The organism is Bradyrhizobium liaoningense (assembly GCF_018130825.1).
Classification (GTDB): Bacteria; Pseudomonadota; Alphaproteobacteria; order Rhizobiales; family Xanthobacteraceae; genus Bradyrhizobium; species Bradyrhizobium liaoningense_B.
This window is the reverse complement of the sequence record NZ_JAFCJS010000008.1, coordinates 62,683-77,623: the sequence shown is the minus strand read 5'-3', so window position 1 is coordinate 77,623 and position 14,941 is coordinate 62,683. Positions and strand designations below refer to the sequence as shown.

Genomic DNA, 14,941 nt, shown 5'->3' with positions numbered 1-14,941 from the left:
AAGCGCGGCCTTATAGGCCGCCAACCCACCGGAATCAAAGGGCCGTGAGGCTTCAAGGTAGCACTGTAGAGATAGCCACCCCAACGGTCCGTGCCCAGATGTCGGGCATTGTTAACCCTGATTTCATTCCGGACTGCGAAAATACCGTCCGCCCGCCCCCCGACAAGAGAGACCTGATGGCATTCGGATTGTTTCGGAAGCGTCTGCCTGATGCGGCTGCGCCGGCGGCCACCCCGCAGGCTGCGCAGCCGGCGGCCATCTCCGAGCCCGGCCCGGCCCATGAGGGCGATTCGGCCAGGGAAATCCTGGAACTACTGGAACTCGAGCTCGGGGCGATGATCCGCCAGCTCGAGCGCGCCGCCAATTCGGTGGCCGGCGGCGCCGAAGCGACCGCCGCGACACTTTCCGCCATTCGCGACCGCACCGACGCCCTGACCGGCCGCACCAACGCCGCCCAATCGACCGCATCGACCTTCGCCCATGCCGCCGACAAGTTCACCCAGTCCGCGCAAGGCATCGGGGCGCAGGTGCGCGCGGCCGGCAAGCTCGCCGACGAGGCCAGCGCCGCGGCGCAAGAGGCGCGCGCCAATGTCGATCGCCTGCGCGAGTCCTCCGCCGCCATCGGCAACGTCGTCAATCTGATCGCGCAGATCGCACGGCAGACCACGCTGCTCGCGCTCAACTCGACCATCGAGGCCGCGCGCGCGGGCGCCGCGGGCAAAGGATTTGCGGTCGTCGCCACCGAGGTCAAGGCACTCGCGGTGCAGACGCAAGGCGCGACGGAAGAGATCACAAAAAAGATCGACGCGCTGCAGCGCGATGCCGCCGGCTCGGCGGAGGCCGTGCACCGCATCTCGCAGGCGATCGAGGCGATCCGCCCGGTGTTCGAGACCGTCAATGGCGCGGTGGCCGAGCAGAACGCCACCACGAGCGAGGTCTCCGGCAATGCCGCCAGCGCCTCGGACTTCATCATCTCGGTCGGCGAGAGCGCGGCCGAGATCGACGCCGCGACCAAGGCCGCCGAGACCCATGGCGAGAACGTCGCCAGCGCCGGCAAGGCCGTGACTACCTTCGCCCGGAAGCTGAAATCGCGCTGCGCGGTGCTGCTGCGCCAGAGCGAGCACGATGACCGCCGCAAGACCGAGCGGCTGCCCTGCCATCTCAAGCTCGAGAGCCTGCGCGGCGTGATGCCGGTCTATGAAATTTCGATGGAGGGCGTGCTGATCGGCGGCGCAGACGCTGGCCGGCTGGCGCCGCAGGCGATCATCGAAGGCACGCTCGAACAGGTCGGTGCCTGCCGCCTGCGCGTGACGGAGCAATCCAAGGCCGGCGCCCGCGCGCAATTCGTCAACCCCAATGCCGAGCTCTGCGAGAAGATCGAGGACAAGCTCTGGTCGATCCACGAGGAGAACACCGAGTTCGTCACCCGCGCGATGGAGGCAGGCAATGCGCTGACCCAGATCTTCGAGCAGGCGGTCGCGCGTGGCGAGACCAAGGTCGACGACCTCTTCGACACCGACTATGTCGAAATCGCCGGCACCAATCCGCAGCAATTCCGCACCCGCTATCTGGACTGGGCCGATCGCGCGCTGCCGCCATTCCAGGAGGCCTTCCTCGCCAAGGACCCGCGCATGGCGTTCTGCGCCATGGTCGACCGCAACGGCTTCCTGCCGGTGCACAACAAGATCTATTCGCATCCGCAGCGGCCGGGCGATGTCGCGTGGAACACGGCCAACAGCCGCAACCGGCGCATCTTCAACGATCCGGCGGGGCTCGCCGCCGCACACAACCAGCGCTCGTACCTGGTCCAGAGCTATGCCCGCGACATGGGGAACGGGAACACGGTGATGATGCGCGAGATCGACGTGCCGATCCGCGTCAAGGGCCGGCACTGGGGCGGATTTCGCACCGCATACAAGCTGTAATGCACCCTCTCGTGCACTCCTGGGCAAGACGCCGGGCGCGAATCATCCTCTAAAGTCGAATCTGGAATGGGAATGCCGCGGAGAGCCGATCAACGGCTCTGACTGGAGAAAGCCCGTACATGTCCCTTGCACAACTTGCAGTACTGGACACCGGATCTAACCGGACGCTCGCCGAACGGCTGATCGACCAGCTCGCCGACCGCATAGGCGGTCTCGGCGTCGAGCTCGCCGACATTGCCGGCAACGTCCAGGAAGTGGCCAACCGCGTCGCCAACCAGTCTGAACGGTTCCACCATCTCCAGAAGACGGCGGAGACGATGGTCTCGGCCAATCACGACATCGCCAACGCTTCGCAGGCGGTGCAGACGACGACGTCCGCGGCGGTCGGCGAGATCGCGCAGTCGCGCAGCGCGGTCGATACCGCGGTCAGCCATATCTCCGAGCTGGTCGCGGCCGTGGAGCGGATCGAGGCGCGCCTGAGCGCGGTGGGCTCGGCGCTGGCGCAGGTGGCAAAGGTGTCCGGCTCGATCGAGGCGATCGCGAAGCAGACCAACCTGCTCGCGCTCAACGCAACCATCGAAGCCGCGCGCGCCGGCAATGCCGGCCGCGGTTTTGCGGTGGTCGCGAGCGAGGTGAAGAACCTCGCAGAGGCGACGCGCCAGGCCACGCATCAGATCTCCGACACCGTGCGCGACCTCGACGGCCAGATCGAAGGCCTGATCGGCGAAAGCAGCGACGCCTCGCAGCGCGCCAAGACCGCCGGCGAGGGTGCGCAGCAGATTTCCGGCATCATCTCGCGCGTCCAGCAGGGCTTCGCCTCCGTGGAAGCGGAGATCGACAGCGTCGCGCGCGCGGCGACTTCCAATCTCGGCCATTGCGACACCGTCATCAGCGAGCTCAACGAGCTCGCCAAGGGCGTCGACCTGTCGTCGCGCGATCTTAGGAACGCCGACCAGCGGGTGGCCAAGCTGCTGGACGCCTCCGAAGGGCTGATCGCGCTGATCGCCGACAGCGGCGTGGAGACATCGGACGCGCCGCTGATCCGCGTCGTGGTCGAGACCGCCAAGCGGATCTCGGCCGAGTTCGAGGCCGCGATCGACCGCGGCGAGATCACGCTCGACCAGCTCATGGACGAGAAATACCGCGAGATCCCCGGGACCGATCCAAAGCAGTACAACACGGCCTATGTCGAGTTCACCGACCGCGTGCTGCCCGCGATCCAGGACCCGATCCAGAAGTCCGATCCGCGCATCGTGTTCTGCGTCGCCTGGGCCAAGGGCGGTTACCTGCCGACCCACAATCCGAACTACCGCCTGCCGCAGGGCAAGGACCCGGTCTGGAACAACGCCAACTGCCGCAACCGCCGCCTGTTCACCGATCGCGCGGTGAAGAAGGTCGCGGCCAACACCAAACCCTTCCTGCTCCAGACCTATCGCCGCGACATGGGCGGCGGGCAGTTCGTGCTGATGAAGGACCTGTCCTCGCCGATCGTGATCCGCGGCAGGCACTGGGGCGCCTTCCGGATGGGTTTTCGCCAGGGCTGATAGCCGGCGCGACGGCGCTTAGGCGCCCCTGAAATAAAAAGCTCGAAAACAACCCCATGCACAGTAGGCGGGGTGTGCGGAATCAATGGCTTGGAGCAGGATGAAGAGACTCAGCTAGCGCCCCGACGGAGGTGCGTTCCCTCCCCCCTTGCGGGGGAGGGCTAGGGAGAGGGGTAGCCCAGCAACAGGTGCCCGTTGTTGATGACGCACCAAGGGCGAATGCGCGACGGAACGAGTCCCCGTGTGGCACCCCTCTCCCTGCCCCTCCCCCGCAAGGGGGGAGGGAACGGAGAGAGTTGTGCCATGCCGTCAGCCGAGCCAGATCGGACTTCGACTCATCAAACTGCACGCGCCTTGCGAGTCCGTTGCTCCGTCGGGCAAAACAGGAGCATGATGTCATCATCGCGCACGTCGGCTATCCGGCAAATCGGCCATTGCGATTGATCCCGTCGAACGACCGTGCTCGCCGTCCGACTTTTCCAATCGCACGACTTTCGTCATCGCACGGCTTTGCGCTTTCGCACGATCGTCTGCGGCGACTATCGACGCTCGCGACGAAAAAATGCGTCAAAACATGACGATTATCATATCACTTAGCGTATAACCGTTGCAGCGATCGCCGCACAAATTCGTGAACGTCATGGTCTGACGCGCTAAGCGCGCAAATATGCATTGCTGCGAATTTGGAAGCTTCATCGTTGCGCATCGATATGATTATGGTCGCGCGCAAATCGCCGACGCCGCAAGCGCTCGTCGAGCAAGGGGATGCACATGGCAACAACTCTCACCATCAACGGCGAAACGAAATCGTTCGACGCGCCACCTGAAATGCCCTTGCTGTGGGTGCTGCGCGACATCCTCGGCATGACCGGCACCAAGTTCGGCTGCGGCATCGCCCAATGCGGCGCCTGCACGGTGCATGTCGACGGCAAGGCGGTACGCTCCTGCGTGCTGCCGGTCAGTGCCGTCGCGAACCGCACTGTGACCACCATCGAGCATGTCGGCAGCACGCCTGCGGGCGCGAAGGTGCAGAAGGCCTGGCTCGAGGCCGAAGTGATCCAGTGCGGCTATTGCCAGTCCGGCCAGATCATGGCGGCCGCGGCGCTGCTGGCGGCAACGCCCAACCCTGACGATGCCGACATCGATGCCGCGATGGCCGGCAACATCTGCCGCTGCGGCACCTATGTGCGCATCCGCGAGGCGATCAAGCACGCGGCCAACGGCCGGCAGTCGTGAGGTCCGCCATGAATGCACACAACAACCTTTCCCGCCGCGCGCTTCTCACCGGCGGTCTCGCCACCGGCTTCCTGCTCGCCTTCCATCTGCCGCTGCGCGCCGCCGCCAACGAGCCGGCGCAACGCGACGTGACCGACGGCAAGTTCGCGCCCAACGCCTTCATCCGCATCGACGAGACCGGCCGCACCGTGCTGATGATGCCGCAGGTCGAGATGGGCCAGGGCACCTACACCTCGATCTCCGCCGTGCTCGCCGAAGAGCTCGATGCCGACTGGAGCAAGGTCGAGGTCCAGCACGCCCCGCCCAACGACAAGCTCTACGGCAACCCGACCTTCGGCCTGCAGGTCACCGGCAACTCCAACTCGATCCGCGCCTGGTGGCTGCCGCTGCGCAAGGCCGGCGCCACCGCGCGCGCGATGCTGGTGCAGGCCGCAGCCGCCCAATGGGGCGTCGAGCCCGCAAGCTGCACGGCATCGAAGGGCGAGGTCGCGCATGAAGCGAGCGGCCGCAAGCTCGGCTATGGCGAGCTGGCGCTCTCAGCCCAAGGCCAGACGCCGCCGAAGGATGTCGCGCTGAAGGACCCCAAGGACTTCGTCATCATCGGCCAGCCGTTGAAGCGGCTCGACACGCCGGACAAGGTCAACGGCAAGGCCGTCTACGGCATCGATGCGATCCTGCCCGGCATGAAGTTCGCGACCGTGGCCGCCTGCCCCGTGTTCGGCGGCAAGGTCGGCAAGGTCGACGACAGCGCCGCGTTAAAACTCCCCGGCGTGCGCAAGGTCGTGGTGCTCGACGACATGGTCGCCGTGATCGGCGACCACATGTGGGCGGCCAAGAAGGGCCTCGAAGCGCTCAAGATCGAGTGGAACGAGGGACCGAACGCGGAGATCACCACGAAAGACATCTGGGACGATCTGCGCAAGGCCAGCCAGAAGGACGGCGCGATCGCCAAGTCGGACGGTGACATCGCCAAGGCGCTGGCGAGCGGCGACAGGTTCGAAGCGGCTTACGAGCTGCCGTTTCTGGCGCATGCGTCGATGGAGCCGATCAACGCTACCGTCCACGTCAGGCCGGATGCCTGCGAGATCTGGACCGGCACGCAGATCATGACGCGCGTGCAGTCGGAGGCGGCGAAGGCCGCGGGCCTGCCGGTCGACAAGGTGATCGTCAACAACCATCTGCTCGGCGGCGGCTTCGGCCGCAAGCTCGAGCCCGACATGGTGATCGCGGCGGTGAAGATCGCAAAGCAGGTCGACTACCCCGTGAAGGTGGTGTGGACCCGCGAGGAGGACATCCAGCACGACGTCTACCGTCCGGTCTATCGCGACCAGATCACGGCGTCGCTGGTCGACGGCAAGGTCGCGGGCTGGAAGTACAAGGTCGCCGGCTCCGCCGTGCTCGCGCGCTGGCTGCCGCCGGCGTTCCAGAAGGGCATCGACATCGACGCGATCGACGCCGCGGTCGACGCGCCCTACGACTTCGCCAACTTCCACGTCGAATATGTCCGCGCCGAGCCGCCGGCGGTGCCGACGGGCTTCTGGCGCGGCGTCGGCCCGAACAACAACGTGTTCGCGGTCGAATGCGCGATGGACGAGCTCGCGCGCAAGGCCGGCAAGGACCCGATCGAGTTCCGCAAGTCCATGCTGACCAAGAACCCGCGCATGCTCGCGGTGCTCAATCAGGTCGCGGAGAAATCCGGCTGGGGCCAGCCCCTGCCCGCACGCGTCGGCCGTGGCGTCTGCGTGCAGCCGTCATTCGCCAGCTTCATCGCGACGGTGGTCGAGGCCGAGATCGACGACATCGGCGAGATCGTGCTCCGCCGGATCACCTCGGTGGTCGACACCGGCATCGCGGTCAACCCCGATACGGTGAAGGCGCAGATCGAGGGCGGCCTGATCTTCGGCCTCACCGCCGCACTCTATGGCGAGATCACCATCGACAAGGGCCGCGTGCAGCAGTCGAACTTCCACGACTACCGCATGATGCGCATCAACGAGACGCCGAAGATCGAGGTGATCGTCGTCAAGAGCGGCGAGGCGCCCGGCGGCATCGGCGAGGCCGGCGTCAACGCCGGACCGCCGGCACTGCGCAACGCGATTTACGCGGCAACCGGCGTGGCGCTGCGGCGCCTGCCGATCGATGGGAAACTGCTGGCTGCGGGGAAGAAGGCATGAGCGGCAAGATGCGTATCCTCACGAGCCTCATTGTGATCGCCGTCATCGCGGTGGCACTCGGAGTCTGGATCATCCGCGGGCCCGGCCCGCTCGACTTTGCCGGCGGCAGCAAGGTGGCGCTGGCGGACTATCGCGCCGGCAAGCCCACGGGCGTACCGGCCAGGCTGGAGAAAGCGAGCCTGGTCGAACGCGGCGAATATCTCGCCAAGGCAGCCGACTGCATGGTCTGCCACACCAAGCCCGGCGAGAAGGACTATTCCGGCGGGCTCGCCTTCAAGCTGCCGTTCGGCACGCTCTATTCGACCAACATCACGCCGGACAAGGACACCGGCATCGGCAATTACAGCGACCAGGATTTTCTGAACGCGGTCCAGCACGGCCAGCGCCGTGACGGCGCGCGGCTCTATCCGGCGATGCCCTACACGTCCTACACGTTCATGACCGACGAGGACGTGCTGGCGGTGAAGGCCTATCTGTTCAGCCAGCCGGCGGTGCGGGCCAAGGCACCGGACAATACGCTGTCGTTCCCGTTCAACCAGCGCTGGGCGATGATCGTCTGGTCGGCGGTGTTCAATCCGGACACGCGCTTCACGCCTGACACCTCGAAGAGCCCGGAATGGAATCGTGGCGCCTATCTCGCCGAAGCGCTGGCGCATTGCGGCGAGTGTCACACGCCGCGCAATCTCGGCTTCGCGCTCGATAACCGCAAGAAGTTCGCCGGTGCGATCACCGCGGGCTGGCGCGCCTTCAACATCTCCTCGGACAAGGCGACGGGTCTCGGCAACTGGAGCGACCAGGATCTGATCTCGTATCTGTCGCTCGGCCATGCGCCGGGCCATGGCTCGGCCTCGGGCCCGATGGGCGAAGCGGTCGATCACAGTTTTAGCCAGTTCACCCCCGAGGACATCAGCAGCATCGTTGCCTACTTGCGCAGCGTGCCGCCGCAGCCCTCGCCCGACCTGCCCGCTACAACGGCACCCGTCGCGCCCACCTCGCACAAGGAGGGCGTGACAGCGGATGCGCGCGGCAAAAAAGTGTTCGCCAGTGCCTGCGCCAGCTGTCATGGCTGGAGCGGCGAGAGCCCGGTCTCGCCGATGGCAACGCTCACCGGCACCTGGGCCGTCAACGACCCCGCCGCCACCAACGTCGCGCAGATCGTGATCTCGGGCACCAAGCGGCATACGCCTGATGGTGCGCTGTCGATGCCGGCGTTCGGCAATGCGTATACCGACGACGAAATCGCGGCGGTGGCGAACTATGTCACGGCGCGGTTCGGTGCGAAGGGCTCGAAGCTGACGGCGAAGGATGTTGCGGAGCTGAGGGGGCAGACGGCGGAGTAGCGTAAGGCGAGATTGACGAGTGATCGCACGTCAATCTCCGCCGTCGTCCCGGACAAGCGCAGCGAAGCGAAGCGCAGATCCGGGACCCATACCCACAGGGAGTGGTTTGGCGAAGACTCGGAGTGGGAGCTGTGCCCCACACTACTCCCTTGGGTTATGGGTCCCCGCGTTCGCGGGGACGACACTGAATTTGACGCGCCGCCGTCGTTAGCTCAACCAGTATCGTAGGGTGGGCAAAGCGAAGCGTGCCCACGCACTGTTGAAGATGGAGAGAGATCGTGGGCACGGCGCAAGTGCGCCTTTGCCCACCCTACGATACTGCCCGTGTTGAGAGATCACCCCACCCCGCTCGCGCTGCGCGCGATCGACCCTCCCCCTCCAGGGGAGGGTGGCAGTGGTGTTCGCCGCGCGAGCTAACTCAACCAGAACTTCGGCGTCGCCGGCTCCAGCCTTCCGCCCATGCGCACCGGTGCAATCCGCAGAGCGAGCCCCGTCGCATCGTCCGTCTCCACGGCGACGCCGCTGAGCGTCGCAGCGCCTGCGGCCGGCTCGAAGCGGCTCGACGGAATCCCTGATGTGAACCGGCGCAGCGGCTCTTCCTTCTGCATGCCGATGATGGAGTCGTAGTCGCCGGTCATGCCGGCGTCGGTCATGTAGGCGGTGCCGCCCGAGAGGATCTGGTGGTCGGCGGTCGGCACATGCGTATGGGTGCCGACGACGAGGCTGGCGCGGCCGTCGCAGAAGAAGCCGATGCCCTGTTTCTCGCTGGTTGCCTCGCAATGGAAATCGACGACGATGGCATCCGCGGCAACGCCGAGCGGGCAGGCGCCGAGCTCGCGCTCGAGCGCGGCGAAGGGATCGTCGAACGGGGTCATGAAGACGCGGCCCAAAGCGTTGACGACGAGGGCGTGCTTGCCGTTCTTGGTCTCGACCAGAGCGGCGCCGCGGCCGGGCGTGCCGCGCGGATAGTTCGCCGGACGCACCAGGCGGTCGGCGCGCTCGATGAACACCAGGGCTTCACGCTGGTCCCAGGAGTGATTGCCGAGCGTCACCGCATCGGCGCCGGCCTCGATGAACTCCTGGTAGATCGCTTCCGTGATGCCGAAGCCGCCGGCCGAATTCTCGCCGTTGACAACGACGAAATCGAGCGACCAGTCCTTGACCATGCCGGGCAGATATTCGGCGACGGCCTCGCGCCCGCTACGGCCGACGACGTCACCCACGAAGAGAATGCGCAACTTCAGAACTCCGGAAATCGAACACGTCCGATTCCGTTAGCACATAATCCAGCGCCACGTCGTGGGATAGTGCCGGAACCGCCTCGATCTCCTGCGCTGCAAACGCAAGGCCGATACCGACGATGTGCTTGGTCTTGCGCAAATGCGCGAAGGTGAAATCGTAATGCCCCGCGCCATAGCCGATGCGATGGCCGAGGCGGTCGAAGGCGGCGAGCGGCGTCAGCATGATATCGGGGATCACCTCGGCCGCCGCAGGCGACGGCTCGGGAATGCCGAGCGGGCCGAGCATCAGGCGGTCGTTCGGATGGAAGATGCGGAAGATCAGCGCCTTGCCGCGCGTGGTGACGCAAGGCAGCGCCAGCCTGGCGCCCTGCTCCGCAAGCGTCTTCAACAGCGGCATCGGATCGATCTCGCTGCGGATCGGCGAATAGCCGGAGACGATGCTGCCCGGCAGCAGCTCGAACGGCAGTCCGCGCTTGGCGAGCTTTGCGGCCGCTGCCGTGCGCTTCTTTTCGCTCAGCGCATCGCGCTTGGCGAGGGCTTTGGCACGGAGTTCGGCTTTCGTATTTGACATGCGCGTTTTCCCCCGAAGCGGAGCCCTGCTCCGCCGCCACCCCCCGCCTCGTGCGCAATCGCGCACTGGGCGAGCGATCCGATATTGCAGAAACGCCAGTGCAAGAACCTCGACGCCGCGGCATGACACCGAGCCTCAATTGAACCGCAAGCGTGTCGGGGACGCAATTCGACAGGCACGAACCAGAAGAAAACAGTGCGAAGCCGCGTACGCCGTTGAAGCACTCGATCCCGGAGTTCCCTACGAAAGTAGGTGGGCACCATATGTCCGGGCCCACGGGCCCGGCCAGGGACAGTTCCCTAAAGGATCGATAAGGCCCCGGGGATATATGGCTCCTGACGCACGTCGCAGCCTCGCCCGCGCAATGTAACAACGATACTGACGAATCGCCAGCCCGGCGAGCGCGTCGCTTTCGCGGCCCTCTCGGTGCCACCCTCCCCTGGAGGGGGAGGGTGGCACCGCATGCAGCGAAGCGAAATGCGTAACGGGGTGGGGCGGGGTGACGGTCTCTCCACCTCCAACAGTGTTCGTGTGGAGAGATCACCCCACCCCGCTCGCGCTACGCGCGATCGACCCTCCCCCTCCAGGGGAGGGTAAGGCGCGCAATCACATCGAGTTCTACCCGATCGCGATGCCGTTGCCGACGGTCCGGTTCAGAACCTGGGTCGACTTCTCGATGCGCTCGGCCGCGGCGTTCAGGGCGTTCACCACCGCGGTCTGGGTCATGCGGGCGCGCTCGACCGCGGCATTGCGGAAATCCCGGAGCTCGGTCAATTCCTGCTCGAGGGTGCGGACGCGGTTGCTGGTGTCGATCAGCTCGTCGCAGACGGTCAGCGCGGCCATCACGGTGAGGCGCGCATCGCCGATCTCGCCGAATTTTCCGCGCAGCGACTGAATGCGTGTCTCCAGGGTTTCGGCGAGCTTGAGCAGCCGCACCTCCTGGCCCTCCTCGCAGGCCATGCGGTATTGCCGGCCGTTGATGGTGACGTTGATGTGGCTCATCCATCCTCTCCGGTATCGAGCACCGAGCGTATCGTGACGATCGCGGAATCCAGCCGGTCGGAGATCTCGCGATTGGTGCGCTCGAGCTTGCGCGCCTTCACCAGCGCGCCGTCGAGCTCGTCGGCGAGTCGCGAGCGGTCCGCGCCCAATGCCTGGATTCGCGCCGCGAGTTCGTTCTCGTCGCGATCGGCATCGCGCCGCCGCTCGACCGCGCTTTCGAGCGCATCGAGCGCCGCCATGAGTCTGCGGGTCGCGATCTCGATCTCGACGGCGGACGACTCCGTCATGGCAGAGCTGTTGGACACGCGATCGTTCATGCAGTCAGCGGCGGAACCTGGCGGCCTTTGCCCAGTGGCCTTTCCCTGGAGCTTGCCGTCCGGCAAAAGACTCGGTTCGGCAAGCGGTTAGAAGCAGAAATTTACGTGGCAAGCTAGCCAAGCGCAACGCCGCCCCGAAATTGTGCACCGATAGATCGGAGGGACATCGTCCGGATCCGTCAATTCCTCCCGGTGCAATCCCGGGGGAAAACCGGGCTCCACAGAGGCAACTTTTACGGTCAAACGGGCGTTTGATTGCCTTGGACTCCCGGAACTGAGGTGCTATCCCAGCCCCGACCTCCAGCAGCCGAAAGGCTCCCTCCCCGCGCGGGCGTGCACGCCAAGCGCCTCATTTCAGACGGATTTCAGACATGACGCAGGTCGACCACACCCGTATGGCCAACGCCATCCGCGGCCTTTCGATGGACGCTGTCGAGAAGGCGAAATCGGGTCATCCCGGCCTGCCGATGGGCGCCGCCGACATCGCCACGGTGCTGTTCACGCAGTTCCTGAAATTCGACGCCACCGCACCCGCCTGGCCGGACCGCGACCGCTTCGTGCTGTCGGCCGGCCACGGCTCGATGATGCTCTATTCGCTGCTGTATCTGACCGGCAATGCGGAGATGACGCTGGACCAGATCAAGCAGTTCCGGCAGGTCGATTCGCTGACCCCCGGACATCCCGAGAATTTCCGCACCAAGGGCATCGAGACCACGACCGGCCCGCTCGGCCAGGGCATCTCGACCGCGGTCGGCATGGCGCTCGCCGAGAAGATGCTCGCCGCCGAGTTCGGCAAGAAGATCGTCGATCACCACACCTATGTGCTCGCCTCCGACGGCGACCTGATGGAAGGCGTCTCGCAGGAAGCGATCGCGATGGCCGGGCACTGGAAGCTCGCCAAGCTGATCGTGCTCTATGACGACAACGGCATCTCGATCGACGGCCCGACCTCGCTCGCCGATTCCGTCGACCAGGTGAAGCGCTTCAAGTCCGCCGGCTGGGCCGCCGAGAAGATCGACGGCCAGGATCAGGCCGCGATCGCCGCTGCGATCACCCGCGCGAAAAAATCCAACAAGCCGACGCTGATCGCCTGCCGCACCACCATCGGCTTCGGCGCGCCGAACAAGGCCGGCACCTCGAAGGTGCACGGCGAGGCGCTCGGCGCCGACGAGCTCAAGGCGGCAAAAGAAAATCTCGGCATCTCGCTCGAGCCGTTCGCGGTCGCCGACGACGTGCTGAAGGCCTGGCGCGCAGCCGGCAGCCGCGGCGCTACTTCGCGTCAGGAATGGGAAGCACGGCTCGGTGAGCTCGGCAGCCGCAAGCGCGCCGAGTTCGAGCGCCGCCTGCGCCATGAGCGTCCGGCCTCGCTGGCAAAGGCGCTGCGCGCGCACAAGAAGGAGCTGCTGGAGAAGCCGCTCGTTGCCGCCACGCGCAAATCGTCGGAAGCGGCGATCGAGGCGATCGCAGCCGCAATGCCGATGGAATTTTTGGCGGGCTCGGCCGATCTCACCGGCTCCAACAACAACAAGGCGAAGTCGGCGACCGCCTTCTCCGCCAAGACGCCGAAGGGCCGCTTCATCCATTACGGCATCCGCGAGCACGGCATGGCGGCTGCGATGAACGGCATCTTCCTGCACGGCGGCTTTGCGCCGAACGGCGCGACCTTCCTCGTCTTCACCGATTATGCGCGTCCTGCGATGCGCCTTGCCGCGCTGATGGGCGCCGGCGTCGTCTATGTGATGACGCACGATTCCATCGGCCTCGGCGAAGACGGCCCGACCCATCAGCCGGTCGAGCATCTCGCCGCGCTTCGCGCCATGCCCAACATGCGCGTGTTCCGCCCCTGCGATTCCATCGAGGTGGCCGAGTGCTGGGAACTGGCGCTCAACCGCATTGACGGTCCGACCGTGCTGGCGCTGACGCGGCAGAACCTGCCGCAGCTCCGCACCACTGCGCCGAACGACAACCCTTGCGCGGCCGGTGCCTATGAACTGGTTCCGGCGCAGGGCGAAGCCAAGGTGTCGCTGTTCGCGTCGGGCTCCGAGGTCGAGATCGCCGTTGCCGCGCAGAAGCAGCTCGCCGAACGCGGCATCGCGTCACGGGTGGTGTCGGTGCCCTCGCTCGAGCTTTTGTTAGCGCAACCAGAAGCCAAGCGCGCCGCCATCATCGGCAATGCGCCGGTGAAGATCGCAATCGAGGCCGCAGTACGCTGGGGCTGGGATGCCGTGATCGGCCAGGATGGCGAATTCATCGGCATGCATTCGTTCGGCGAAAGCGGTCCGGCGAAGGAGCTTTACAAGCATTTCGGCATCACCGCCGAGGCTGCGGTTAACGCTGTGCTGAAGCGCGTTAGCTGAGAGTTGAGCTTGTCAAAAAAAAGGACTACGTAACGTCTCATATGATCAAGCCCCCGCCCGGCCGAACCGGGCGTCCGCCCTAAAAAAACCCACGCAGGCGCGCGAAGCGCGTTGTGCGGGACGACAACGGCATTGAAGGAGACGAAACATGGCAGTCCGCGTCGGAATCAACGGTTTTGGCCGCATCGGCCGCAACGTGCTGCGCGCCATCGCCGAGTCAGGCCGCAAGGACATCGAGGTCGTCGGCATCAACGATCTCGGCCCGGTCGAGACCAATGCCCATCTGCTGCGTTTCGACAGCGTCCATGGCCGCTTCCCCGGCACCGTGACCGTCGATGGTGACTCGATCAACCTCGGTGGCGGCAAGATCAAGGTGACCGCCGAGCGCGATCCCTCGAAGCTGCCCTGGAAGGATCTCGGCGTCGACATCGCGCTCGAGTGCACCGGCATCTTCACCTCGAAGGACAAGGCCTCCGCGCACCTGACCGCCGGCGCCAAGCGCGTGTTGGTCTCCGCGCCCGCCGACGGCGCCGACGCCACCATCGTCTACGGCGTCAACCACGACACGCTGACTAGGGATCATCTGGTCGTCTCCAACGGCAGCTGCACCACCAACTGCCTCGCGCCGGTCGCCAAGGTGCTGAACGATCTCGTCGGCATCGAGACCGGCTTCATGACCACGATCCACGCCTATACCGGCGACCAGCCGACGCTGGACACGCTGCACAAGGATCTCTACCGCGGTCGCGCGGCTGCGATGTCGATGATCCCGACCTCGACCGGCGCCGCCAAGGCGATCGGCCTCGTGCTGCCGGAACTGAAGGGCAAGCTCGACGGCGTCGCGATCCGCGTGCCGACCCCGAACGTCTCGGTGGTCGACCTCAAGATCGTCGCCAAGCGCGCCACCGACGCCAAGGAAATCAACGCGGCGATGAAGCGCGCCAGCGAGCAGCAGCTCAAGGGCATCCTCGGCTACACCAGTGCGCCGAACGTCTCGATCGACTTCAACCATGACCCGCACTCCTCGACCTTCCACGAGGACCAGACCAAGGTGCAGAACGGCACGCTGGTGCGCGTGATGTCCTGGTACGACAACGAGTGGGGCTTCTCGAACCGCATGGCCGACACCGCCGTCGCGCTGGCGAAGGTGATCTGAGCGTTACTCTCGTGTCCCGGACGCGGCGCAGCGTGTCTTCACGGTGCGCCGCAGAGCCGGGACCCATGTCCCCCGCGT

At 65.7% G+C, this 14,941-nt stretch carries 11 protein-coding genes and 1 other RNA gene; 7 read left to right on the top strand and 5 right to left on the bottom strand.

The genetic code is table 11. The features are described 5' to 3' along the window. The first annotated feature begins 176 nt into the window (after positions 1–176). From JQ603_RS29600 to JQ603_RS29580, 5 genes are all read left to right on the top strand, one after another. Positions 177–1,925, top strand: a complete 1,749-nt coding sequence (locus tag JQ603_RS29600) for a methyl-accepting chemotaxis protein (RefSeq protein ID WP_212344870.1) — start codon at positions 177–179, stop codon at positions 1,923–1,925. A 119-nt stretch (positions 1,926–2,044) separates the two neighbouring features. Beyond that, complete coding sequence (locus tag JQ603_RS29595) at positions 2,045–3,469, top strand: methyl-accepting chemotaxis protein (RefSeq protein WP_212344868.1); 1,425 nt, start codon at positions 2,045–2,047, stop codon at positions 3,467–3,469. Between the two features lie 771 nt (positions 3,470–4,240). Continuing rightward, positions 4,241–4,705, top strand: coding sequence for a (2Fe-2S)-binding protein (locus JQ603_RS29590; RefSeq protein WP_212344866.1), 465 nt, complete (start codon positions 4,241–4,243; stop codon positions 4,703–4,705). A gap of 8 nt (positions 4,706–4,713) precedes the next feature. Further along, positions 4,714–6,879, top strand: a complete 2,166-nt coding sequence (locus JQ603_RS29585; RefSeq protein ID WP_212344864.1) for a xanthine dehydrogenase family protein molybdopterin-binding subunit — start codon at positions 4,714–4,716, stop codon at positions 6,877–6,879. Further along, the gene (locus tag JQ603_RS29580) at positions 6,876–8,219 is read left to right on the top strand and encodes a c-type cytochrome (protein WP_212344862.1); all 1,344 of its coding nucleotides are present in this window, start codon (positions 6,876–6,878) and stop codon (positions 8,217–8,219) included. Before JQ603_RS29585 ends, JQ603_RS29580 begins: the two co-directional genes overlap by 4 nt. A gap of 413 nt (positions 8,220–8,632) precedes the next feature. Here JQ603_RS29580 and JQ603_RS29575 read toward each other — a convergent pair whose 3' ends face one another. The 5 genes from JQ603_RS29575 to JQ603_RS29555 all read right to left on the bottom strand — a co-directional run bounded on the left by JQ603_RS29575 (position 8,633) and on the right by JQ603_RS29555 (position 11,350). After that, positions 8,633–9,457 (bottom strand): TIGR00282 family metallophosphoesterase, encoded by an 825-nt coding sequence (locus JQ603_RS29575; RefSeq protein WP_212344859.1) that lies wholly within the window; start codon positions 9,455–9,457, stop codon positions 8,633–8,635. Next, the gene (locus tag JQ603_RS29570) at positions 9,435–10,031 is read right to left on the bottom strand and encodes a 5-formyltetrahydrofolate cyclo-ligase (protein ID WP_212344856.1); all 597 of its coding nucleotides are present in this window, start codon (positions 10,029–10,031) and stop codon (positions 9,435–9,437) included. The genes JQ603_RS29575 and JQ603_RS29570 overlap by 23 nt, the downstream gene beginning before the upstream one ends. A gap of 196 nt (positions 10,032–10,227) precedes the next feature. After that, positions 10,228–10,388: non-coding RNA, 6S RNA (gene ssrS, locus JQ603_RS29565), on the bottom strand. Positions 10,389–10,649: 261 nt separating this feature from the next. After that, the gene (locus tag JQ603_RS29560) at positions 10,650–11,033 is read right to left on the bottom strand and encodes a cell division protein ZapA (RefSeq protein WP_061025095.1); all 384 of its coding nucleotides are present in this window, start codon (positions 11,031–11,033) and stop codon (positions 10,650–10,652) included. After that, entirely contained in the window at positions 11,030–11,350 is a 321-nt protein-coding gene (locus tag JQ603_RS29555) for a DUF4164 domain-containing protein (protein WP_020608063.1), read from the bottom strand. Before JQ603_RS29555 ends, JQ603_RS29560 begins: the two co-directional genes overlap by 4 nt. A 371-nt stretch (positions 11,351–11,721) precedes the next feature. On the opposite strand from JQ603_RS29555, the gene tkt reads away from it, so the two are divergent. Together tkt and gap are read left to right on the top strand one after the other, a co-directional pair. Further along, positions 11,722–13,707, top strand: coding sequence for a transketolase (gene tkt, locus JQ603_RS29550; protein ID WP_212344853.1), 1,986 nt, complete (start codon positions 11,722–11,724; stop codon positions 13,705–13,707). A gap of 148 nt (positions 13,708–13,855) precedes the next feature. Beyond that, complete coding sequence (gene gap, locus JQ603_RS29545) at positions 13,856–14,863, top strand: type I glyceraldehyde-3-phosphate dehydrogenase (protein ID WP_212344850.1); 1,008 nt, start codon at positions 13,856–13,858, stop codon at positions 14,861–14,863. Positions 14,864–14,941: the final 78 nt, after the last annotated feature.